Source organism: Roseburia sp. AF25-13LB, from assembly GCF_003478915.1.
Lineage (GTDB): Bacteria > Bacillota > Clostridia > Lachnospirales > Lachnospiraceae > Roseburia_C > Roseburia_C amylophila.
The window spans coordinates 42,852-66,265 of sequence record NZ_QUFO01000005.1; the positions used below are offsets into that span (position 1 = coordinate 42,852).

Here is a 23,414-nt window from a genome sequence, read left to right on the forward strand (position 1 = left end):
TTTTCATTTTAGTCTGCAATTATTATAGCACAGCAATTCGAGTTTGCAATGGATTATTTGTTTAAAAAAGAGTACAGAAGCGGATATAATTTATCACTGTGTTCAATATAACTTCCATGACCTTCTCCCGGAACAATAACCAGAGTGGCATGCTCAATATTTTCTGCAATCTTTTTTGTAACCTTTTTCTTGATTAAATCTTTTTCGCCGGCTAAGACAAGGGTTGGAATCTTGATTTTATGTAAGTCCACCGGCTGGATATCTGGCTCATTGAGCATCATTGTGGAAAAAGGATTCGGATTCTTTTTGCATTCCCTGCGGATGCGGCGGTAGTCTCTTCCTTTGATGTCCTTTGGCGTCAGGTTTGCACCGCTGATCATAAGCTTGGAGAGCTTATCCGGGTATTTCGAAGCTAAGAGAAGTCCGACGATACCGCCGTCACTGAAGCCATAAAAGAGAGGGGCCTTTAATTCTAAGGCATCAATAAAAGCTGCCATGTCGTCTGCCATATCCATGTAATGAAGTTCTTTTGGAGAAGCAGAAAGACCGTGACCTCTGGAATCGATGGCATAAACGGTATAATGTTCGGCAAGCTCCGGAATCAGTACATCAAAAATTTCGTGGGTTTCGCCATTTCCATGCACTAGCAGGAAAGGCTGCCCTTCGCCATATTTTTCATAATAGAGAATCTGACCATTTAATTGAATATACATAATGATTATCGTCCTTTAAAATTGATTATTTTGTCATTCTATTTTATAGTAAAGGTAATTCAACTTTTTTAGTGTAGCATTTTATAAAGGAGAAAACAAGATGGAGACAGAACATGTTATGCATACTTTTGCCCCGGTATACGATAAAAAATCCAGAGTATTAATCTTAGGCACGTTCCCGTCGGTCAAGTCGAGAGAGAACCGGTTTTACTACGGCCATCCGAGAAACCGCTTCTGGAAAGTAACGGCGGCAGTATGCGGCTGTGAGGTCCCAGAGACGATAGAAGAAAAGAAGGCATTTCTTCTTGAAAATCATATTGCTATCTGGGATGTTATTGCATCCTGCGACATAGCAGGATCTTCAGACAGCAGCATAACAAATGTTGTGGCGAATGATATTGAACGGCTGTTAACGGAGGCTCCCATCGAGGCTGTTTTCCTAAATGGCGCAAAAGCCTACGAATTATTTATGAAATACTGTTCCTGTAAGGATAAGGCAGAAATCTGCAAGCTGCCGTCCACCAGTCCTGCCAATGCTGCATGGAGTCTGGAGCGGCTGATAGAAGAATGGAAGAAAATCAGGAGATAGGATGAAATGTATACAGACAGACAGTTAAAGATTATAGCGGTCTTAAAAAGTGCAGATGGCTGGATGAGTGGTTCCCTTCTGCGGGAAAATATCGGGGTGAGCAGCAGGACACTGCAGATGGATATTAAGGCAATCAATGAGAAACAGTCAGGAGAGCCTCTGATACAGTCTAATAACCGGCTGGGGTATCTTTTGAAAAATAAGATTGCATTAGAGCAGGAACAGAAAAGTTGCGGACAGGAGAACTATGTGCATTCCAAGCAGATTATTACTTTGCTGCTGTTTGAAAAGGAGTATACCAGTATTGGAACGATTTCTGAGCGATTATTCCTTTCCCGGTCATCTGTAACTTCTGACCTGCCGCAGGTAAAGCGGATTATAAGCCGCACGCCGGGGGCAGATCTTTTGGTATCCGGACAATATGGACTTAAGATTCAGGCATCGGAGAATGTAAAGAGAATCATGTGCATGAAGACCATGCAGAGCAGACAGGATTATCATATGTTGTTTTCGGAAGAAGAGATGGAGCAGTTTGCAGAAAATCAGAAAAAGTTACAGGCTGTTCTGGCAGAAGTATTTACCAGAAACCAGTTTATCGTATCGGGAGAAGCCTATCATGATTTTGCACGTTATCTTGCGGTCTGCATGATGCGAAGCCAGATGGGATTTCCAGTAACAGAAGGAGAGGACAGCATCAACCGTCCGGGCAGACTGGCAATGGAGCTGGTGGAAGAGATAGAGAAAGTCTGCGGATATCATTTTCCGGAAATGGAAATGCAGAATGTAGAGGCACGGTTAAAGGAATTGAATATGGTCTGTAAGGAGACGGACATTCAACTGGATATGCTGCAGAAATTAGAAGTATTTATCCAGCGGGTGCAGGAGGAAACCGGACTTAAATTGCAGGTGGAGCGGGATCTTTTAGAGGTTTTATCAGACCATGTGTCAAGAATGGAACTCCGGATTCAGAACGGTCGTAATAATATCGGAAATCATACCAAAGAAATGGCGAAGCGGTATCCGCTGGAAATGCATCTTTTAAGAACCTGTTTAAGTCCTGTTTTAAATACAGAGATTCCGGATGCGGAAATGGGCTATCTGGTGCTTTATTTTGCATCAGCCATTGAACGTAACAGAAGAAAGCCGGATATTTTATTTATCAGTGACCAGAGTGCCAGCAGCATTTATAATGTACAGAATAAATTAAAAAGCTTCTTAGGGGAGCGAATCAGTGAAATAACAGTTATCCCGGAATATTTATTTGAACAGAGAAAAGAACGGTATTGCCGGAATTACCAGCTTCGGATTACATCGGAAAAGGAGCTGGTATTAAAGGATGCTTCCTTTACTTATCTCGACCTTTTTGCAGACAATGAGCAGATTATGCGGCTGGGGAGAAATGTTGATAAGCTTGAAAATAACTACTGGAAGGAAACGGAAGAAAAGCTCCGGAAAAAATATGGCACAAAGGACAGTCTGTATCTGATAGAAGAAGTGGCAGACTTTGAAGATTTAAAGAAAAGAATCGGCTATGGATATCCGGAACAGAAGGTGTCGGAGGAGACCATCGGAAGCAGCCGTCTTTCTATGATTGACCATGAGCAGGATGGAAGAAATAAGATTTATCGTATTTATCTTAAAAAGCCATTTTCTTATGGCGGTAAGCAGATTACAGAAGTTATTGCAGCACATTATGGCGGAGAAGGGGATATGATAGAATTCTTTGACTATGTAAAAGAGCTGTTAGGTGGACAGAGCTAGGCAGAGGATTTCGCTATTAGTGGCGCAAAAGTATAAATTTCCTGAAACATAAAAGCACGGTATAATAAGCTTAACAAAATAAATGAGGGTCATTTATGAAAGGAGAATCTTTATGGAAAAAAATTATGAGAAGCTGGGAGATGAAATTATTACCCGGCTGGGAGGAAAACAAAATATTACCAAGCTGTTTCACTGTGCTACAAGACTTCGTTTTCAGCTTGCAGATATGTCTAAGGCAGACCTGGAAGGAATCAAGAAGCTGCCGGATGTCATGGGCGTAGTAGAAAGTGTTGGCGGTGTTCAGGTTATCATTGGAAATGATGTAGCATCCGCTTATGCTGCAATTGTAGCAAAGCATAAGATTGAAAACAGCAGTGATGGCAAGAAGGTTGAAAAAGCAGATGCAGCACCGGAGAAAAATGGAATTGTATCAAAAATTCTCAATGTGCTTTCTGCCATTTTAGGACCGGCAATTCCACTGATTATGTGTAGTGGATTGATTTCAGCATTACTGATTATTTTAACCAAGTGCGGACTGAGTACAGAAGGCACAACCTATACCATCATCAGCATGGTTGGAAATGCAGCATTATATTTCCTGCCGGTATTACTGGCATATACTTCTGCCAAGAAATTCGGCTGTGATATTATGACCAGTGTTTTCCTTGGTGCAATTATGATTAGTCCGACATTGATTGGATTAACGGAGCAGGGAAGCTTTGTATCACTTTTCGGACTGCCGGTGAAAACAGTAAATTACAGCTCTACCGTAATTCCGATTATTTTAACTATCTGGATCTTCAGCTATGTAGAGAAGCTGGTAGTTAAAATTGTTCCAGCAGCAGTTAAATTTGTATTTAAACCGTTACTGTCTGTTATTATCATGATTCCAGTTATGTTATGTATTACCGGACCAATCGGAAGCTATTGTGGAGACCTTTTATGCAAAGCACTGACCGCAATCAATAATGTAGCACCTTGGTCTTCTGTATTAATTGTTGGCTGTCTTGCACCACTTTTAGTATTAACCGGAATGCATCTTGCATTGATTCCGCTTGTAATGTCCATGTTTGCAACAGCAGGATATGATAATATGTTATTCGTTGCATTTATCGGAATGAACTTCTCACAGTTCGGTGTAGCATTAGCTTGTATGTTAAAAACTAAAAATAAAAACCTTCGTACACTGGCATCTTCCTGTGCAATTACAGCATTCCTGGCAGGAGTTACAGAGCCTACCCTTTATGGAATCTGTGTACGAATGAAGAAACCTTTGATTGCTACCTGGATTGCATGTATCGTAAACGCAATCTTCTGTGCAATCTTCAGCGTAAGAGTATACAGCTTCGGTGCTCCATCCTTCTTTACAATGCCGATTTTCTTAAATCCGGATGGAACGATGAGTAACTTCTATTTTGCAATTGCTGCAGCAGCAATTACCATTGTAGTAAGCTTTGTATCAACCTGGGTGTTAGGATTTGATGACAGCATTTATGGAGAGGAAGCAGCTTAATGGAAAAAAGTCTGAATGTAGTGGAAAAAATATCGGATCAGCTTTATGTGATTACGGAGACAGAGAGTGTGCATTGTTATCTTGTTATAGGAAGTGATAAGGCAATGCTCTTTGACATTGGTTATGGCTATGAAAATATCATGCCACTGGTTCGTACAATTACAGATTTGCCGGTTATGCTGGTGTTAAGCCACGGTGACCCGGATCATGGTCTTGGAAGCAAATGGTTTGATGAAGTGTGGATACATCCGCTGGACTGGGGAAAGCTTCTTTGGAATGACACTACAGAGATGCGTAAAAAAGCAATGGATTACAGGGTAAATAAAATGCCCTGGACAAAAGAACTGATACCGGAAGAGTTCCCAGAGTGGAGAATCAGCAGTAAGACGAAACCTCATTTTCTCTGTCATGGAGACAAGATTTCGCTGGGAGATATTGAATTTACGGTATTACATACGCCGGGACATAGCTATGGACATATTATGCTTCTGGAAGAGGAGAAAAAATGGCTCTTTTCCGGAGACCAGATATCTGCACACAACATCTGGCATTTTCAGGGAAATGATGTGCAGGCTCCCTTCCGGAGTACACTTCACAGCTTGAAGGAGCTGGCATTAAAAGTAACAGAGGATTATAAAATTTATCCGGCACATGACATTATTCCGATTCAGAAAAATTATCTGACAGATTTGATAGACTGTTTCGAATGGGAACTGCAGGAGAATTATAAAAAGGATGCACCATTCCATTCCTTTGCAGGAGACGGCTATCAGCATTTTTATCAGACTGTAAATCTTATATATTCTGATGAGCGGCTGGGTGAATTCCTCGGAAGGAAAATAGAGCGATAGGGGGAGTGTAAGTGGAATTTAAAGAAAATTTCTTATGGGGCGTGGCCACTGCTGCGAACCAGTGCGAAGGAGGATATTTAGAAGGAGGAAAAGGACTTACCATACAGGACAATATAAAAGGTGGCGGAATCGGAAGACCACGGATGTTTCGCAGTACCATGGAAGAAGGAGCATTCTATCCGAGCCATGATGCGGTAGACCATTATCATCATTATGAGGAAGATATCCGCCTTTTGGCGGAGATGGGCTGCAAATGTTATCGCATGAGTATCAGTTGGGCAAGAATTTTTCCAACCGGATGCGAAGAGGAGCCAAATCAGGAAGGACTTTCCTTTTATAAGAATATTTTTACTCTGTGCAAATCCTTTGGCATAGAGCCGGTGGTGACATTAAGCCACTTTGAAATGCCGTGGTATCTGGCAAAAGAAAGGGGCGGTTTTGCAAACCGGGAAGTAATTGATGATTTTGTTCGTTATGCCTGTTGTGTAATGAATTATTTTAAAGAAGAGGTACATTACTGGCTTTTATTTAACGAGATTAACTTTGGCGTAATGCCAATGGGTGCTTATAAGTCGCTGGGGCTGATTGATGGGAAATATCTCGGCGGGGAAGCATTCATTTCTCTTAAATCCATGACCGTAGACGAAAAAGTAAGATTCCAGGCATTACATCACCAGTTTGTTGCCGGAGCGAAAACGGTGATAGAAGCAAGGAAAATCAGTCCGGAAATAAAAGTGGGCTGTATGATTGGACACATTACGCAGTATCCGCTGACCTGCCGGCCGGAAGATATGTTAGAGTGCCAGCACAAAGACCGGCTATTAAATAAATTTGCCGGAGATGTAGCCGTGTTCGGCAGTTATCCGTCCTATATGAACCGTTATTTTAAAGAACATCAAATTACGATTCAGAAGGAGCCGGAGGATGATGGAATTTTAAAAGCCGGCTGCGTGGACTTCTATACCTTCAGCTATTATATGACAAACTGTGCCACGATAGATGATGCAGCAGAGCAGACCGATGGAAATCTTTTAGAGGGAGCCAAGAATCCGTATCTGACCGCTAGTGAATGGGGCTGGCAGATAGACCCGAAGGGACTGCGCTATACATTAAATGAGCTGTGGGACCGCTATCATCTTCCAATGATGGTGGTGGAAAATGGATTTGGTGCACCGGATGAAGTCGATGCAGATGGAAGCATTCACGATGATTACCGTATTTCCTATCTCAATGACCATATCGCAGCAATGGGCGAGGCAATCGAGGACGGTGTAGACCTGTTCGGCTATACCATCTGGTCAGCCATGGATCTTGTCAGTGCCGGAACCGGCGAAATGAAGAAGCGTTACGGACTCATTTATGTGGACAGACATGATGATGGCAGCGGAGATTTTAAGCGAATCCCAAAAGACAGCTATTACTGGTATGCAAAGTGCATTCAGGAAAACGGAAAAAATATTACCGCATAAAGGATGGCGGAGATAAAGAGTAAGATGCGTACAGCAGGTATCGGGTATGCATCTTACTTTTTTACTTTACAGGAAATTGCTTTCCTGTAAAGTAAAAAACGCTCCGCGGGGATGCACACTGCAGCTGTAATATTTGACACAAAAGAAAATGCATGATAAATTTACTCTGAAAAAAGAGAAAGAAGGAAGAAACACATGGAGAAAATAGCAAGCTTTACAATCGACCATATAAAACTGCAGCCGGGTGTCTATGTATCAAGAAAGGATGCAGTAGGAGACAGTACAGTAACAACCTTTGATTTAAGAATGACATCACCAAATGATGAACCGGTTATGAATACCGCAGAGGTGCATACCATAGAGCATCTTGGCGCAACCTTTTTAAGAAATGACGCAGAGTATGCCAGCAAGACCGTATACTTTGGACCAATGGGCTGCCGGACAGGCTTTTATTTATTGCTGGCGGGAGACTATACATCCAAAGATATCGTGCCACTGATGATTCGCATGTTTGAATTCATCCGTGACTTTAAAGGTGAGGTACCGGGCGCAAGTCCAAAAGACTGCGGCAACTATCTTGATATGAACCTTGGTATGGCAAACTATCTGGCAGACCGCTATTTAAATAATGTGCTCTATCATATTGATGATGCACACCTGAATTATCCGGCGTAGAGGATGTTTGGAAAATTTGTTTTAAAGCAGATATGAAAAATGTATTGCGTAATGCATAAGTAGGAAATCAGCAGAAAGAGGAAAGAAAGCATGAGTAAAATCGGAATTATCGGAGCTATGGAATTAGAAGTAGCAACATTAAAGAAAAATATGGATACAGACCAGATTACAAAAAAAGCCGGCATGGAATTTCATGAGGGTAATTTAAAAGGAATGCCGGTAGTAGTGGTACAGTGCGGTGTAGGAAAAGTAAATGCAGCAATGTGTGTGCAGATCCTTGCAGATTTATATGATGTAACACATATTATCAATACCGGTGTAGCAGGCTCTTTGAATCCTGCATTGGATATCGGAGATATTTTAGTATCTAAGGATGCTATTCAGCATGACATGGATGTGACACCATTAGGCTATGCAAAAGGACAGATTCCGGGATTAGAGCAGCTTGCTTTTGTGGCAGATGAAAAGTTGTGTAAGACTGCTGTAGAGGTATGTAAAAAAGTAAATCCGGATATTCATGTAACAGAAGGCCGCGTAGTAAGTGGAGACCAGTTTATTTCCAGCAAAGAGATAAAGGATGCATTGATTGCAGAATTTCATCCGGACTGCACGGAAATGGAGGGAGCTTCCATCGCGCAGGCAGCAACTTTAAATAACATCCCATATGTAGTCATTCGTGCAATTTCAGATAAAGCAGATGGCTCTGCACAGGAGGATTATCCAACTTTTGAAAAGAAAGCAGCAGAGCATTGTGCAAAGTTAGTACAGGAAATGATGAAGGAGCTGTAGGAATCTTTGAATTGGGTAAAAAAACGCAGAAATGCCAGCCTTTTACCATGACGAGAGTCAGCGAAGCCAAAATTCCCGGCTCCTCCAGGAATCCGCAAAAAAATACAACCCGGATATTTGTAATGCCCCTAAAACTATGCTTTTTAGGAAGCAACAAATATCCGGGTTGCATTTTTGCAGTCATCTTACATAAATTTCATAAACATATTCAAAAACCGTAAATAGTCATCATAATTAAAGAAGCGGTCAAGAATATCCTGCAGGGCATTCTGCTCAAGGGAATCCCACTGGTCAACAAAAAGGGAATTATCTACAGTGCCTGCATTGTAGGCAGCATTGCTGTTTGCACTTGCAGCAACGGATGTTCCGTCCGGAAGAGTGACACCCTCCTGCATATAGCCGGTGATTTTGGCTACATAATTCTGGGTTTCTTTAAATGGAGGAATTCCACCGTATTTTGCTACGTTGCCGCTGCCTGCATTGTAGGCGGCAAGAGCAAGGGAGGTATCTCCGTTGTATTTATTTAAAAGCTCGCTGATATATTTGGCACCTGCCATAATATTCTGTTCCGGGTCATAAGGGTCGGTACAGCCAAAATAAGAAGCAGTGGAAGGCATTAGCTGCATGATGCCCATGGCTCCTGATTTGGAAGTGGCATTTGCCTGAAAATTGGATTCCTGCTTTGCCATGGCGGTCAGAAGAGAAACAGAGACACCATAGGTATCGGAGGCTTTTTGAAAGATAGATGCAAGGGAATTGTTGCCTGCATTATTTAAATAGGATTCAAAATTATTTACACCGTTTACAGAGGTTGTGGAAGCAGCGGTACTTCCAAGCGCAGCGGTAATCGGATCAATCTGCATGAATAGAACTCCTTTCATAATCTGAAATTCTTCTTTCTCATTAAGATGCGAATTCCAGGCTGTGTATTAAAATTACAATTTATTCTAGTATAGCATAAAAAACTTGTTTTTTGAAGTCTCATATTGTAGAGTTATTGTGTTTGATGTAGAAAGGGCGAATTAGAAAGAAGGATTACTGAATGAAACAAAATGGCTATGTCAAAGCAGTGAAAGCAGCATTTCCGTATACGATACCGGTATTGACAGGTTATCTTTTTATAGGAATTGCATTTGGTGTGATGTATCAGGAAAAAGGCTACAATTTTCTTTGGGCAATCCTGATGAGTATCTTGGTGTACGCCGGAAGCGGACAGTATCTGGCTGTTAATTTCTTTGCACCGGGAGTCAGCTTCCTGCAGATTATATTCTTAGAATTTATGGTAAATATCCGGCATGTCTTTTATGGACTGTCTTTAATAGAAAAATTCCGTGATATGGGAAAAAAGAAATTATATATGATTTTTTCCCTGACAGATGAGACCTATTCCTTATTCTTTATTACAAAAGTGCCGGAGGGCGTGGATGAGCACAAATTCCTGTTTTCCATTGCGTTGTTAGACCAGCTTTACTGGATTATTGGTTCTGCCATCGGAGCCATTGCCGGAACGCTGATTCCGTTTGACACAACGGGTATTGATTTTGCTATGACAGCATTGTTTGTCGTAATTTTTGTGGAGCAGTGGCTGACCAGCAGGAATCATTTGCCGGCGCTGACCGGAATTGCAGCATCTCTTATCTGCCTGCTTATCTTTGGCAGTGATAATTTCATTCTGCCATCCATGATTTGTATTATGATAATTCTGTTATCCGGTCGTAAGGTGATGGAAGAAAAGGAGGTAGTGGAAAATGCCGATTAGTGTGGAACGGTCATTATTAATTATTGTGGTTTGCGGATTGGTTGTATTTACAACAAGGGCAATTCCGTTTGTATTATTCAGCGGGAAAAAAGAAATTCCGGAAATCGTAAAATATCTTGGAAAAGTGCTGCCGCCTGCAGTTGTGGGAATGCTTGTTATTTACTGCTTAAAGGCAGTAAATGTAGTGAAGTTTCCCTTTGGTCTGCCGGAATTTATTGCAATTTTCGTAGTAGTTGTTTTACATGTGTGGAAAAGAAATAATTTACTGAGCATCGGTGTGGGAACCGTGCTTTATATGGTGTTGATACAGACAGTATTTGCGTGATGTTAAAGAAATCTTAAAGACTTGGTGCCTTGGTTCTTAAAGGTTCATTCGATACAATAATGGTGTACTTGGAAAGGGGAAAAGAAAATGTATAACATATTGATATGTGATGATGAACCGGATATCGTGTCCGCGTTAAAAATCTATCTTGCATCGGATGGCTATGGAATTTACGAGGCTTATAACGGTCGGGAAGCAATTGAAATGATGCAGAAAACAGAGATACATCTTGTGCTCATGGATATTATGATGCCGGAAATGGACGGCATCCAGACCATGGTGAAGATTCGTGAGAACAGCAATGTCCCTGTGATTTTCCTGACTGCAAAAAGTGAAGACAACGATAAGGTTTTAGGACTTATGGTGGGAGCAGATGATTATATTACCAAGCCATTTAATCCGGTGGAGGTCCAGGCAAGAGTAAAATCCCAGCTGCGCCGTTATATGCAGCTGGGAGGTGGAAACATGACAAAGAAGAATCTTGCCATCGGTGGCATTGAATTAGATGACAGTGCCAAGGTTGTGACGCTGGACGGAGATGCGGTGAGTCTTACCCCTACAGAGTATGATATTTTGAAACTGTTTATGGAACAGCCCGGAGTTGTATTTTCTCCAAAGGATATCTATCGCAAAGTATGGAAAGATGCGCCGTTTGGCTCAGAAAGTACAGTGGCAGTGCATATTCGCCATCTTCGGGAAAAATTAGAGTATGACCCTGCAAATCCACGATATTTAAAAGTGGTGTGGGGACAGGGCTATAAGATGGAAAGAGGAAACACACCATGAAAAAGAAAAAAAGAGGCATCAGAAGAGCAAGCGCAGTCATTGCATTTATTTTACTGACTTCAATTGCATTTTTATCTGCAGTATTTACGCTGGAAATGATAGACAGCCAGATCTATCGAAACAGCCAGGAGGAAACAGCGGCAGACTTTCAGGAGCAGATTGGTTCCTATCTGGCAGCAGAAATTTTTTCAGACTTTGTAAATTATGATACAGAGGATGCGCGGTCTTGTGCATACAGCCTGGCTGATGAGACGAACTTTAATTTTTATGTATTTAAAAAGAGTGTAGATACTTCCGTGGAACGAATCTGTACCATAGAAAACGGAAATCTGGGAAGCGTCATTCCGGAATACATGGCAATCGTGGGAAATTATGACAGTTATTGCTATCCGGGAATTTCCATAGATGTTTTAAACAGTCCGGAGCAGATATTTACGGAAGTAGAAGAACAGGATGCAAATCTTTCAAGAGGTGATATTTATGCAGTGGCATTCTTCCCGCTGGGGGATTTGACTTATCATGATGATTTGTATTTTAAAATGAAATATATTGATTTTGCTTATAAGACCCGCTATGCAATCTTTGCGGTACTTGCAGGAAGTACAATTGGAGCAGTTATTTTACTGGTTACGCTGGTACGGACTGCCGGAAAGAAGGATGAAGAGGGCAGAATACAGAGAAGTTTTATCGATAAGATTCCGCTGGAACTCTATGGACTGATGCTTTATATTGTTGCAGCCTGTGTGGCAGGATTTTTTGGAAACATATGGGGATTTTACGGAACGAACATAGGCTCCTTTGCTGCCATTGTGATACTGGCAGTATTGACAGCAACCCTGCTTTTAGTATTTCTCATGAGCTGCTCAGTAAGGCATAAGACAAAGACGCTGTGGAGCAACACGCTGTTATGCCGGTTTGTAAAATGGCTGAAACAGGCATTGTCTTATATTAAAAAGCATATGCCGTTTATTTATAAAGGTGTAGTGATTGCACTGGGCATTACTTTCATAGAATTTATCGGTGTTCTGATGCTGGAAGACAGTTACAACTGGGAGTGGATTTTTCTGGTATTTCTGGTAGAAAAGGCAGCACTTTTCCTGATATTCTGCATCATACTGGCAAATCTCAATCAGTTGAAGCAGGGTGGTGAGAAGATTGCAGAGGGTGACTATGATTATCAGATGGACACCAGCCATATGCGTGGAGAATTTAAAAATTATGCAGAGCATCTGAATCAGATTGGAAGCGGAATGCAGACAGCACTGGATGAGCGGATGAAGAGCGAGCATTTTAAAACAGAGCTGATTACCAATGTATCCCATGACATTAAAACACCGCTTACTTCTATTATTAATTATGTGGATTTGCTGACCAAAGAGGATGTGGAAAATCCGAAGGTGCAGGAATACTTAGAAGTGCTGACACGACAGTCTGCCCGCCTGAAGAAATTGATTGAAGATCTGATTGAGGCATCCAAAGCTTTATCCGGAGTGCTGAAGGTGAACTGGGAGAAATGTGTACCGGAGGTATTGCTGACACAGGCAGCAGGCGAATATGAAGAACGGCTGGAACAAAAGAATCTGGAACTGGTGATTCATCATCCGCAGGAAGAGCTTGTTGTTCTGGCAGATGGAAGACATCTGTGGAGAGTTTTTGATAATCTGCTGAGCAATATTTATAAATATGCACAGCCGGGAACCAGAGTATATCTTGACCTGGAGCAGGATGAGAAAAATGTTTCCATCATATTCCGTAATGTTTCTAAGAATCCTTTGCATATGAGCGGAGAGGAATTACAGGAACGCTTTGTCCGGGGAGACAGCTCAAGAAATACGGAAGGAAGCGGACTTGGATTATCTATCGCACGGAGCCTGACAGAACTTATGAATGGAACGTTCGGGCTGCTTATCGATGGGGATTTCTTTAAAGTGACGCTGACATTTCCACATCATGTGGGAAATGAATCATAATTGAGAAAAAGTCTTAAGATACAATATAAAAATGATAATGACGGGTTGACAAGTCACAATGGGAATTTTAGAATACTACTTAGCTGAGGCAAGAGGTCTGCGGCGGGAAGCCTGCAGGCGAGAAGGAGACTAACTATTATGAAGAAAGAACCATTTGTGACAAAAGAACAGATTGAAGAAATTGTAAAAACATATCCGACACCGTTTCACCTTTATGATGAAAAAGGCATCCGTGAAAATGCAAAGGCAGTAAAAGAGGCGTTTGCATGGAATCCGGGATTTCGTGAGTATTTTGCAGTCAAGGCAACCCCGAACCCATTTATCTTAAATATTTTAAAAGAGTATGACTGCGGCTGCGACTGTGCATCCCAGACAGAGCTGATGTTAGCTGATTCCCAGGGATTTGACGGAAAGCATATTATGTTTTCTTCCAATGATACCCCTGCATATGAATATAAATTTGCAGACAAGATTGGCGCAATCATCAACCTGGATGACTTTACCCATATCGACTTCTTAGAGAAGACAATCGGTAAGATTCCAGAGACCATCAGCTGCAGATATAATCCGGGCGGAGTGTTCAAAATGAGCAACGGTATCATGGATAACCCGGGAGATGCAAAATACGGATTTACAACAGAGCAGTTATTTGAAGGCTTTAAGATTTTAAAAGAAAAAGGTGCAAAGAATTTTGGTATTCATGCATTCTTAGCAAGCAATACCGTAACCAACGAATATTATCCGATGCTTGCAAAACAGCTTTTTGAAGTAGCTGTTAAATTAAAAGAAGAAGTAGGCTGCCATATCAGCTTTATCAACCTTTCCGGTGGAGTTGGTGTGAACTATACACCAGACCAGGAACCAAACGACATCCGTGTTATCGGCGAAGGCGTACACAAGGTTTATGATGAAATTTTAGTTCCGGCAGGTATGGGTGATGTAGCTATCTATACTGAGATGGGCCGTTTTATGTTAGCACCTTATGGATGCCTTGTGACGCAGGCAATTCATGAGAAACATACACACAAGGAATACATTGGTGTGGATGCCTGTGCGGTAAACCTGATGCGTCCTGCAATGTATGGTGCATATCATCACATTACCGTGCTGGGCAAGGATAACAGCGTATGCGACCACAAATATGATGTAACCGGTTCTCTTTGTGAGAACAATGATAAATTTGCCGTGGACCGTATGCTGCCGAAGATTGACATGGGCGATTATCTGGTAATTCATGATACCGGAGCACATGGTTATTCCATGGGTTATAACTACAATGGTAAATTAAAATCCGCTGAGTTACTTCTGAAGGAAGATGGTTCCGTACAGCTTATCCGTCGTGCAGAGACACCGAAGGATTATTTTGCAACATTTGACTGCTTTGATATTTTGAAAAATATGAAAGACCCGGAAAAATAAACTTGCAATCTATTAGAAAATATGATAAACTTTCATTTGTTCGGTTCGACTGAACCGAATAAATGCCGGCGTGTCGGAATGGCAGACGAGGCAGACTCAAAATCTGTTGTGGGCAACCACGTGCGGGTTCAAGTCCCGCTGCCGGCATTAAAATTTTGGAAAAGAATCGACTACTGGTCGGTTCTTTTTTTACGCGAGTAGCGAGAAAAATCTGGGAGAAAAGAAGGAGCCAAGCTCGCTTTGGCGAACTTCTTTTCTGTTCAGATTTGGCGAGCACCGCGATAACTCGAGAAACTCGCTAAGCGTGTTTCCCGTAGTTACGCGAGTAGAAGGTAAGGAGAATTACATGGAACAGACCAATGACAGAACATTTTTAGAAACAGAACTGGTAGGAAAGCTGTTATTAAAGCTGGCATTGCCTACCGTTGCAGCCCAGTTGATTAATATGATGTATAACATAGTAGACCGTATGTACATCGGCCATATTCCGGGGGATGGTGCAATGGCACTGACCGGAGTCGGTGTATGCATGCCGCTTATTATGGTAGTATCTGCGTTTGCAGCACTGATTAGCAATGGTGGTGCTCCACGGGCAACCATATTTATGGGAAAAGGAGAGAAGGACAAGGCGGAAAAAACGCTGGGGAACTGTTTTTGCACCCAGATTATTGTATCGCTGATACTGACTGCATTTCTGCTGGCTGGAAACAGAGGCTTTCTTCTGGCATTTGGAGCCAGCGAAAATACGATTTCTTTTGCTGCTGATTATATGAATATTTATGCTATAGGAACGATTTTTGTGCAGTTGACCCTGGGGATGAATGCATTTATTACAGCGCAGGGATTTGCCAGAACCAGTATGCTGTCGGTACTGATTGGTGCAGTGATTAACATTGTGCTGGATCCGGTATTTATCTTTGGATTTGGAATGGGTGTAAAAGGAGCAGCGCTGGCAACGGTTCTTTCCCAGGCATGTTCCTGTATCTGGGTGCTGGCTTTTTTATGCGGAAAGAAAACGCATCTTCGCCTGAAAGGAAAAAATATGGTTTTGCAGGCAAATATTGTTTGGCCGAGTATTGCACTTGGAACAGCAATGTTTATTATGCAGGCAAGCGAGAGTGTGATTTCGGTCTGCTTTAATTCTTCGTTATTACGATATGGCGGAGATATGGCAGTAGGAGCCATGACCATATTAACCAGTGTCATGCAGTTTGCACTACTTCCGTTACAGGGATTGGGTCAGGGAGCGCAGCCGATTATCAGCTATAATTATGGAGCCAAAAGAGCAGACAGGGTAAAAGAAGCCTATTTCTTATTATTGAAAATTGATGTTGGATTTTCCTTTGTTTTGTGGGCACTGGTGATGGCATTTCCAAGAGCATTTGCAGCCATGTTTACCTCAGATGCGGCACTGATTGCGTATACTGGAAATGCACTCCGGATTTATCTTATGGCAATTATGATATTCGGAATCCAGATGGCGTGTCAGATGGCATTTACATCACTGGGAAAAGCAGTATCTTCTATTATTGTAGCGGTCATGCGTAAATTCGTATTATTACTGCCGCTTATTTATATTATGCCACACATTTTTACCGGCAATCAGGCAATGGCAGTTTATATGGCAGAGCCGGTAGCGGATGTGCTGGCGGTAAGCTTTACGTCTGTACTGTTCTATTTCCAGTTCCGCAAGGTGCTGCGTCAGATAGAAGAATAGTTCAAAAAGAGCCTTTTGAGGCTCTTTTTCGTTGACAATAAGTTATCATATATGATAACATAGAGACAGTTGTTGAGGTGAGAAATGGAGAAGAATAAGAGCAGGGAGCAGTCGACGCGTTCGGATGTGGTGCGTCAGTTGAAGGCGGTGCGCAAGGAACAGCATATTACCCAGGAAGTGCTTGCAGAGCGGGCAGGCACGAAGAAATCCAATATTTCCAGATTGGAGAGCGGAAGATATAATCCAAGTCTGGATTTTCTGGTGAAGGTAGCAGGCTGTCTGGGGAAGACCGTAGAGATTCAGATTATGGACAAATAGAAGGAGACAGGGTATTATTATGAAGAAGAACAAACCGAAGACCATGGGGAAAAATATTGACCGGGATGTGGAATTATGCAGAACTACCAATGCCAGAGTCAGCAGTCAGATGATGCGGACACTGGTAAGCCATGAGATTCCGTTTACACAGAACTGGGTGAGAGTTCCATTTTATAAGAGAGTTGCTTATAATGGGGCGAAGGAAGTCTGCGTTATCAGCACACATTATAACCAGTATCAGCGGGCGAGAAGAGTATTAGACCATATGGAAGTGGTATATCGGGAACGCATGATTTTGCATGCGGTATAAGACAGGAGGAAAAAGAGATGGAGAGCTTAACAAAGCAGTTTCCGGATAAGGAGACCTTTGACAAATTCTTTGTAGAGAATTTCAAGACCATGACTTACGAAGATGTAAAAGAAGGCTTAGAGGAATTAGTCAAGGCAGAAGGATTAAATATATTTCAGGATGATTATGTGAAAAATGTACGGAAAGAGGATTTTAAAGAGCATCTTTCCAAGGGCGCACGATTTGAATTTGAAAATGCCATGACAGAAGCATTTTACGATAAGAATCCGGAAGTATATGAGGCGGCATTTGGACTTTACGAAGAAGTACCAAAGCAGGCAATGGCAATTACTGAGACTTTTCACCGCACGTATCAGGAGATATATGAAGAAAGTTTAAATTGTATGTTTGATGCAGTGATAGCTCCGTTGTTATAAGAAAAAATTTTTCGGATATTTGAATGTATAATCCACTTTTTTAGAATAGCAGATTCTGACTGTGATTCTAAGAAAGTGGATTTTTTCGTTGTCAGGCATTCATAAGAAAATGCTGGTGGCAGGTTTTGTAGGTGTAATTTGGAAAGCGTACTTCCTGACTTTAGAAAAATTTAATTTCAAAAAGTGAAAAGATTGTGCTACCATTACAATAAGCAGGTAACAGGTGATTGTGAAGGGGATAGATTTTGTCCTGAAAATATTACGGGATGCACAGAGGGATTATCTTTATTCGATATGAAATGCCAATCGTTCTTAGAATGCGTGTTTTTCTTGTTTGTAAACTGTCTTTCCGGTTGCTTTGGCGGAATAGCTGCACTGTCCGTCGAAGGCAGATGCCACATAATGCCTGCAAGGGACACTGGGAATTTCGATATTATATGTAATCGCATCTGGCAACCGGCACAAATTCACATCCTTGTTCAGTTGTGCCTCGCTGGTGCATCCGTGCACCAGCGTTGCCTGTTGCCAGACGAAATTCCAAGTGTCCCTAAACAGCCCTTATCAGGCATCTGTATTTCGACGAACCGTGTAGCTCTTCTGACAAACATTGGAAAGACGGTTTTTATAACAACAAGGAAAACACGTATTTTAGAACCATGGCATTTCATAGCGGAAGATAATCCCCTGCGCATCAGCGTAATATAATTGGAACAAAGTTCGCTATCCCGTTTGCACAATCACCTGAATAACCAGAATAAAAGGAGGAAGCTATCAAATGGCATTTGTATCCTTTCAGAATGTAAGTAAAGTATATAAAACCGGAGAAGTTACGATAGAAGCATTACATGATGTGAATTTTGAAATAGAAAAGGGAGAATTCTGCGTTATCGTAGGAGCGTCCGGAGCAGGAAAGACAACAATATTAAATATATTGGGAGGAATGGATTATCTGACCACCGGAAAAGTATATCTGGATGGAGAAGAAGTCTCAGCATATAATAAGCGGCAGCTTACCAGTTACCGGAGATATGATGTGGGATTTGTATTCCAGTTTTATAATCTGGTGCAGAATCTTACAGCATTGGAAAATGTTGAACTTGCAGCACAGATTTGCAAGGAACCGTTAGATGCAGCAACAGTTTTAGAAGAGGTGGGCTTAAGTGAACGGAAAGCCAATTTCCCGGCACAGCTATCCGGTGGAGAACAGCAGAGAGTGGCAATTGCGAGAGCACTGGCAAAGAATCCGAAGGTGCTGCTTTGTGATGAACCGACAGGCGCACTGGATTATAATACCGGAAAAGCCGTTTTAAAACTGCTGCAGAACACCTGCAGAAAACAGGGCAAAACCGTCATTGTAATTACACATAATCAGGCACTGACTGCAATGGCAGACCGTGTCATTACCGTAAAGAGCGGAACCATTCAAAAGATAGAGAAAAATGAACATATCGTGGATGTCGATGAGATTGAATGGTAGTCCATGTGGAAAAGAAAGGGTTTGAAATATGAAATCCATGATGAAGAGAAATACATTTCGTGAGATAAAGAAAAGCTTTGGAAGATATTTTGCTATCCTTGCCATTATTGCACTGGGTGTTGCATTTTTTTCCGGCCTTAAGATTACCCAGTCGGTCATGGTGCATTCTGCGGATGTCTATTTAAAGGATTTGCAATTCTATGATTATCGTCTGGTATCCACACTTGGCTTTACAGAAGAAAATGTAGAAGCACTGGCAGAAAAAGAAGATGTCCGGGCGGCAGAGGGTGCCATATCGGCAGAGGTTCTTTATAAGGATGCCGGAGAAAATGAGCGCGTTATCAAGATGCATTCCATCACAGAGAAGGTCAATAAACTGAAGCTGATTGCCGGAGAAATGCCGCAGTCCGCTGATGAATGTGTGGTAGATTCCGCACTTTTTTCAGAAGATGCCATTGGAAGCAAGCTGGTTCTTTCGGAAAATAATACAACAGATGATTTAGATAAATTTGCATACAAAGAATATACGATTACCGGACTGGTACAGTCACCGTGCTATATCCAGTTTGAACGTGGCAATACATCCATTGGAAATGGCAGAATCAGCGGATTTGCCTATATATTAAAAGATGGATTTGCAGTAGATTATGACACAGAAATCTATATTAAATTTGATGAAGATTATGACATCTATTCCGATGAGTATGATTCCTATATGGACGCAAAGGAAGCAGACTGGGAGGCCTATACAAAGGAACAGGCAGATATCCGTTATGAAAAGATTGTAAAAGACGCACAGGACGAACTGGATGAGAAGAAGGAAGAGTTAGAGGAAAAGCGGGCAGAAGCGGAAGTGGAATTAGAATCGGCAAAGCAGCAGCTTACGGATGGAGAAACAGAGATCTCCGATGGAAAAAATCAGATTGCTTCTGCAAAGACCGAGCTTTCTGCTAAAGCATCGGAGTTGCAGTCCGGGAAGGATGCATTGTCTTCTAAGGCGGCAGAATTAGAGAGCGCATCGCAGCAGATTTCCGGGCAGGAAAGTGCACTGGCAGCAAAAAAGGCAGAGTATGAGCAGGGATTGAATGCTTATTTGGCAGCAAAGCAGCAGGTGACAGATCAGAGAAACAGCCTTGAGGCTGCAAAAGCACAGTTGACGGAAAATACTCCGGGCTATGAAGAGATGCTGGCACAGATTGAAGCTGGTTTAACGGAGGTTGCCGGTGCAGAAGCAGAATTAAATGCAAAGAATGCGGAATTAGAAGCAGCCGCAGGTCAGCTTTCTTCTGCGGAAAGCCAGCTGGCAGCCGCAAAGCAGCAGATAGAAGATGGAAAAAATGCACTGGCAGCTGCCGAGGCAGAGCTTACGGATGGGGAGAAGCAGCTTGCGGCAGCAAAAGAACAGATAGAAGAAAAAGAAGATCAGCTTGAGGCTGCAGAAACAGAGCTGGCAGACGGCTTATTGCAGTATCAGGAGAATCAGAGTGAATTTGATGAGCAGATGCAGGATGCGGATGACCAGATAGCAGATGCACAGAGTAAGATAGATGAAATCGAGAAACCAGAGACTTATGTACTGGACCGGAATACCAATGTGGGTTATGTGTGCCTGAAAAATGATTCCGGTGTAGTAAAAGGAATTGCCAATGTATTTCCTGTATTCTTCTTTCTGGTGGCAGCGTTAATCTGCATGACGACCATGAATCGTATGGTAGAAGAACAGCGGACACAGATTGGAGTATTAAAGGCACTGGGTTTTAGTGAAGGAAAGATAATGGGAAAATATCTTTTCTATTCCGGCTCTGCAGCCATCAGCGGAACGTTAATCGGCTATGTGCTGGGAATCCATTTCTTCCCGTTAGTCATCATAACCGCCTATGGAATTGTCTATAAAATGGGTGGGATTTATTATGTGTCTGACCTGCCGCTGGCACTGGTTTCACTTACCGTTGCAGTACTTTGCTCCGTTGGGACGACCTGGCTGTCCTGCCATAAAGAGTTAAAAGAAGTGGCGGCAGATTTGATGCGGCCGAAAGCACCAAAAGCCGGAAAACGTGTATTCTTAGAGCATGTACCATTTATCTGGAAGAGACTTAAATTCTTGCAGAAGGTATCCGTAAGAAATATTGTCCGCTATAAGAAGCGTTTCTTTATGATGGTAATCGGAATCAGCGGCTGTACGGCATTGTTGGTGATGGGCTTTGGTGTAAGGGATTCTGTAGTGGCAGTGGCAGACCAGCAGTATGAAGAAATCCAGCTTTACGACATCGGAGTTACATTAAAAGATGGAAAGATGCCGGGAGAGACCGGTCTTAAATCTTTAGATTCTGTATTGGAAAAGGAAAATGCAGCAGGCATGTATGCCATGGAAAAGACCATTGACCTGGTGACAGATAAAGGAACTAAGTCGATTCATATGGTGGCAGTGGAAAATCCGGATGAAGTAGGAGACTTTATTTCACTGCATACAAAGAAACAGGAGCCGATTGCTTATCCAAAAGAAGGAGAAGCAGTACTTTCAAAGAAAGTAGCAGAAACCTATGCAGTCAAAAAAGGCGATACGATTCTGCTGCGTGACAGTGACAACAATGAGATGCACTTAAAAGTCACCGGAATCTGTGAGAATCATATTTATAATTATGTATACATTGCACCGGAATCCTATGAAAAACAGATTGGGGATGTGGTATTTAAAAATGTGTATGTGAGACTGCCGGATGCGTCAGATATTCATGAAGTGAGTGCGGCACTGATGAAAGCAGATGGTGTGACGGCAGTAACCGTTAATTCCGATATGTTAAGCCGGATTTCACAGATGATGTCCTGTATGAATTATATTGTCATTATCATTATTATCTGTGCCGGAGCACTGGCATTTATCGTATTATATAATCTTAATAATATCAATATTACGGAACGGGTGAGGGAGATAGCTACCATTAAAGTATTAGGCTTCTATCCAAAGGAAACGGCATCTTATGTGTTTCGGGAGAATATGGTCTTAACTGCTATCGGCTGCGGACTGGGACTGATTTTAGGAAAATGGTTCCATCGTTTTGTAATGGGTGAGATACAGATTGATATGGTATCCTTTAATGTACAGATTAATGCAGTAAGTTATCTCTTTAGTGTTTTGCTGACGATGGGCTTTGCATGGATTGTAAACTGTATGATGACAGGCAAATTAGAACGTATCAACATGGCAGAATCCTTAAAATCAATAGACTAAAGCAGACTGTTTTTTTGCGATTTTTTTCTGGTAAACCGAAGGAGCGCAAGAAAGGATAAAAAAGTAGTCAGCAGTTCGCCTGCAAGCATGCCATAGAGGTAGCAGCGGATGCCATATGTTGGAATCAGTGCATAGATAAAGAAAATGCGTAAAGTGCAGCCGCTCATATTAATGTAGAACGCACGCCCCGGTTTCCCTAGACCGTGAAGAACGGAAGTAAGGGTGGTGGACAGATAGAGGAAAGGGCAGATCCAGCTTAATATGAGTATGAAACTGCCGGCTAATGTGTTCTGGAAAATGAATTGTCCAATCCATTTTCCGGTCAGAAGAAAACCGAAGGTACAGGAAAAGCCAAGAAGCAGACAATAAAACACCGTTTTTTTAATAGTAAGGCGGATTAAGTGAAAATCCTTTCTTGCATAGGCTTCTGAAATAGCAGGCATCAGCAGCACCGAGACAGAATTTACAAGGACATTGGGAAAAAGAATCATTGGCATTGCCATTCCGGTAAAAATGCCGAAGACGCTCAAGGCATCCTGATTGCTGTAGCCATATTTTTTTAAGCAGATGGGAATCAGAATGGCTTCGATACTGGAAAATAAGTGATATGCTACATGATTGGTGGTAAGGGGCAGCGCAAAGAGGGAAAGTTCCTTAAAAATTCTTTTTATATGCCTGCTGCACTTTTTGAAATGAAGGCAGCTTACGGAAAAGAGTGAAGAAGCCAGTTCACCGCAGACAATACCCCAGACAGCAATGGATGGCGTGATGGGATAACTTTTTTCCAGGCAGATAAGATAAAGTGTATAGACACTTAAGACCCGGACAACCTGCTCCATAAGCTGGCTTACGGATGGCACCAGAGTTTTCTTCTTCCCATAATAATAACCATTGATACAGGCATGGACACTGGCAGGAATCAGGCAGTAGGAAAGAATAACAAGGAGTGGAGCACAACGGGCTTCATCTAAAATATGAATAGCAATAAAATCAGAATAAGAAATCAGAATAACAGTAAGTGAGAGTGCAATTCCCACAGAAAGAACCAGACCGGCATAGAGGTAACTCATGCCGGTATTTTTATGGTCGGCTGCAGCAACAAAGCGGGAGACAGCGGTCTGGATGCCTGAGGAACTGAAGGCAATACAGAGGGCAAAAACCGGAAAAATAAGCTGATAAATTCCAAGACCTTCTGCACCAATTATGCGGGAGAGGAATATTCTATAGAAGAAACCGATTACTCTGCTGGAAAGTCCGGTCACAGTAAGCAGGAGAGTACCGGCAATCAGTGGATTTGAAATGGATTTCAACGGTTTCAATTGGAGCCT

At 42.0% G+C, this 23,414-nt stretch carries 21 protein-coding genes and 1 tRNA gene; 19 read left to right on the forward strand and 3 right to left on the reverse strand.

Annotated features, from left to right (window positions below):
• Positions 1–53: 53 nt before the first annotated feature.
• A complete protein-coding gene (locus DWY37_RS08700; RefSeq protein WP_022242683.1) occupies positions 54–713 on the reverse strand; it encodes an alpha/beta fold hydrolase in 660 nt (219 codons plus the stop codon).
• Positions 714–813: 100 nt separating this feature from the next.
• On the opposite strand from DWY37_RS08700, the gene DWY37_RS08705 reads away from it, so the two are divergent.
• From DWY37_RS08705 to DWY37_RS08735, 7 genes are all read left to right on the forward strand, one after another.
• The gene (locus DWY37_RS08705; protein ID WP_117696752.1) at positions 814–1,302 is read left to right on the forward strand and encodes a DNA-deoxyinosine glycosylase; all 489 of its coding nucleotides are present in this window, start codon (positions 814–816) and stop codon (positions 1,300–1,302) included.
• 6 nt (positions 1,303–1,308) lie between these two features.
• Complete coding sequence (locus tag DWY37_RS08710) at positions 1,309–3,063, forward strand: BglG family transcription antiterminator (protein WP_118541388.1); 1,755 nt, start codon at positions 1,309–1,311, stop codon at positions 3,061–3,063.
• Positions 3,064–3,175: 112 nt separating this feature from the next.
• Entirely contained in the window at positions 3,176–4,576 is a 1,401-nt protein-coding gene (locus tag DWY37_RS08715) for a PTS transporter subunit EIIC (protein ID WP_158575682.1), read from the forward strand.
• Positions 4,576–5,427: an MBL fold metallo-hydrolase gene (locus tag DWY37_RS08720; protein ID WP_117696761.1), complete on the forward strand. Its 852-nt coding sequence runs from the start codon at positions 4,576–4,578 to the stop codon at positions 5,425–5,427. The genes DWY37_RS08715 and DWY37_RS08720 overlap by 1 nt, the downstream gene beginning before the upstream one ends.
• Positions 5,428–5,438: 11 nt before the next feature.
• The gene (locus tag DWY37_RS08725; protein ID WP_117696764.1) at positions 5,439–6,896 is read left to right on the forward strand and encodes a glycoside hydrolase family 1 protein; all 1,458 of its coding nucleotides are present in this window, start codon (positions 5,439–5,441) and stop codon (positions 6,894–6,896) included.
• A gap of 195 nt (positions 6,897–7,091) precedes the next feature.
• The gene (locus DWY37_RS08730) at positions 7,092–7,571 is read left to right on the forward strand and encodes an S-ribosylhomocysteine lyase (protein ID WP_117946762.1); all 480 of its coding nucleotides are present in this window, start codon (positions 7,092–7,094) and stop codon (positions 7,569–7,571) included.
• A gap of 90 nt (positions 7,572–7,661) precedes the next feature.
• Positions 7,662–8,360 (forward strand): 5'-methylthioadenosine/adenosylhomocysteine nucleosidase, encoded by a 699-nt coding sequence (locus DWY37_RS08735; RefSeq protein ID WP_118544492.1) that lies wholly within the window; start codon positions 7,662–7,664, stop codon positions 8,358–8,360.
• 185 nt (positions 8,361–8,545) lie between these two features.
• Here the strand turns inward: DWY37_RS08735 and DWY37_RS08740 are convergent, their stop codons facing one another.
• On the reverse strand, positions 8,546–9,241 hold the full coding sequence (locus DWY37_RS08740; RefSeq protein ID WP_118541384.1) for a lytic transglycosylase domain-containing protein: 696 nt from the start codon (positions 9,239–9,241) through the stop codon (positions 8,546–8,548).
• 161 nt (positions 9,242–9,402) lie between these two features.
• On the opposite strand from DWY37_RS08740, the gene DWY37_RS08745 reads away from it, so the two are divergent.
• The 12 genes from DWY37_RS08745 to DWY37_RS08805 all read left to right on the forward strand — a co-directional run bounded on the left by DWY37_RS08745 (position 9,403) and on the right by DWY37_RS08805 (position 22,086).
• A complete protein-coding gene (locus DWY37_RS08745) occupies positions 9,403–10,119 on the forward strand; it encodes an AzlC family ABC transporter permease (RefSeq protein ID WP_117840770.1) in 717 nt (238 codons plus the stop codon).
• Positions 10,109–10,444, forward strand: coding sequence for a branched-chain amino acid transporter permease (locus tag DWY37_RS08750; RefSeq protein WP_118172780.1), 336 nt, complete (start codon positions 10,109–10,111; stop codon positions 10,442–10,444). Before DWY37_RS08745 ends, DWY37_RS08750 begins: the two co-directional genes overlap by 11 nt.
• An 87-nt stretch (positions 10,445–10,531) precedes the next feature.
• Entirely contained in the window at positions 10,532–11,230 is a 699-nt protein-coding gene (locus DWY37_RS08755; protein WP_022242694.1) for a response regulator transcription factor, read from the forward strand.
• On the forward strand, positions 11,227–13,200 hold the full coding sequence (locus DWY37_RS08760) for a sensor histidine kinase (protein ID WP_118541382.1): 1,974 nt from the start codon (positions 11,227–11,229) through the stop codon (positions 13,198–13,200). The genes DWY37_RS08755 and DWY37_RS08760 overlap by 4 nt, the downstream gene beginning before the upstream one ends.
• A gap of 138 nt (positions 13,201–13,338) precedes the next feature.
• Positions 13,339–14,619, forward strand: a complete 1,281-nt coding sequence (locus DWY37_RS08765; RefSeq protein WP_022242696.1) for a diaminopimelate decarboxylase — start codon at positions 13,339–13,341, stop codon at positions 14,617–14,619.
• A gap of 64 nt (positions 14,620–14,683) precedes the next feature.
• A tRNA-Leu gene (locus tag DWY37_RS08770) sits at positions 14,684–14,766 on the forward strand.
• 199 nt (positions 14,767–14,965) lie between these two features.
• Positions 14,966–16,336 carry an MATE family efflux transporter gene (locus tag DWY37_RS08775; RefSeq protein ID WP_118541380.1) on the forward strand — a complete coding sequence of 457 codons (1,371 nt, stop codon included), beginning with the start codon at positions 14,966–14,968 and terminating at the stop codon, positions 16,334–16,336.
• A gap of 84 nt (positions 16,337–16,420) precedes the next feature.
• Positions 16,421–16,654, forward strand: coding sequence for a helix-turn-helix domain-containing protein (locus DWY37_RS08780; RefSeq protein WP_022242419.1), 234 nt, complete (start codon positions 16,421–16,423; stop codon positions 16,652–16,654).
• A 19-nt stretch (positions 16,655–16,673) separates the two neighbouring features.
• Complete coding sequence (locus DWY37_RS08785; protein WP_022242418.1) at positions 16,674–16,964, forward strand: hypothetical protein; 291 nt, start codon at positions 16,674–16,676, stop codon at positions 16,962–16,964.
• A 17-nt stretch (positions 16,965–16,981) separates the two neighbouring features.
• On the forward strand, positions 16,982–17,380 hold the full coding sequence (locus DWY37_RS08790; protein ID WP_022242417.1) for a hypothetical protein: 399 nt from the start codon (positions 16,982–16,984) through the stop codon (positions 17,378–17,380).
• Positions 17,381–18,155: 775 nt separating this feature from the next.
• A complete protein-coding gene (locus DWY37_RS08800) occupies positions 18,156–18,857 on the forward strand; it encodes an ABC transporter ATP-binding protein (RefSeq protein WP_118056922.1) in 702 nt (233 codons plus the stop codon).
• A 28-nt stretch (positions 18,858–18,885) separates the two neighbouring features.
• Complete coding sequence (locus DWY37_RS08805) at positions 18,886–22,086, forward strand: ABC transporter permease (protein WP_243092104.1); 3,201 nt, start codon at positions 18,886–18,888, stop codon at positions 22,084–22,086.
• On the opposite strand, the gene DWY37_RS08810 is transcribed toward DWY37_RS08805, so the two are convergent.
• Positions 22,083–23,405 carry a polysaccharide biosynthesis protein gene (locus DWY37_RS08810; RefSeq protein WP_118541374.1) on the reverse strand — a complete coding sequence of 441 codons (1,323 nt, stop codon included), beginning with the start codon at positions 23,403–23,405 and terminating at the stop codon, positions 22,083–22,085. The two genes, DWY37_RS08805 and DWY37_RS08810, sit on opposite strands and share 4 nt — an antisense overlap.
• Positions 23,406–23,414: the final 9 nt, after the last annotated feature.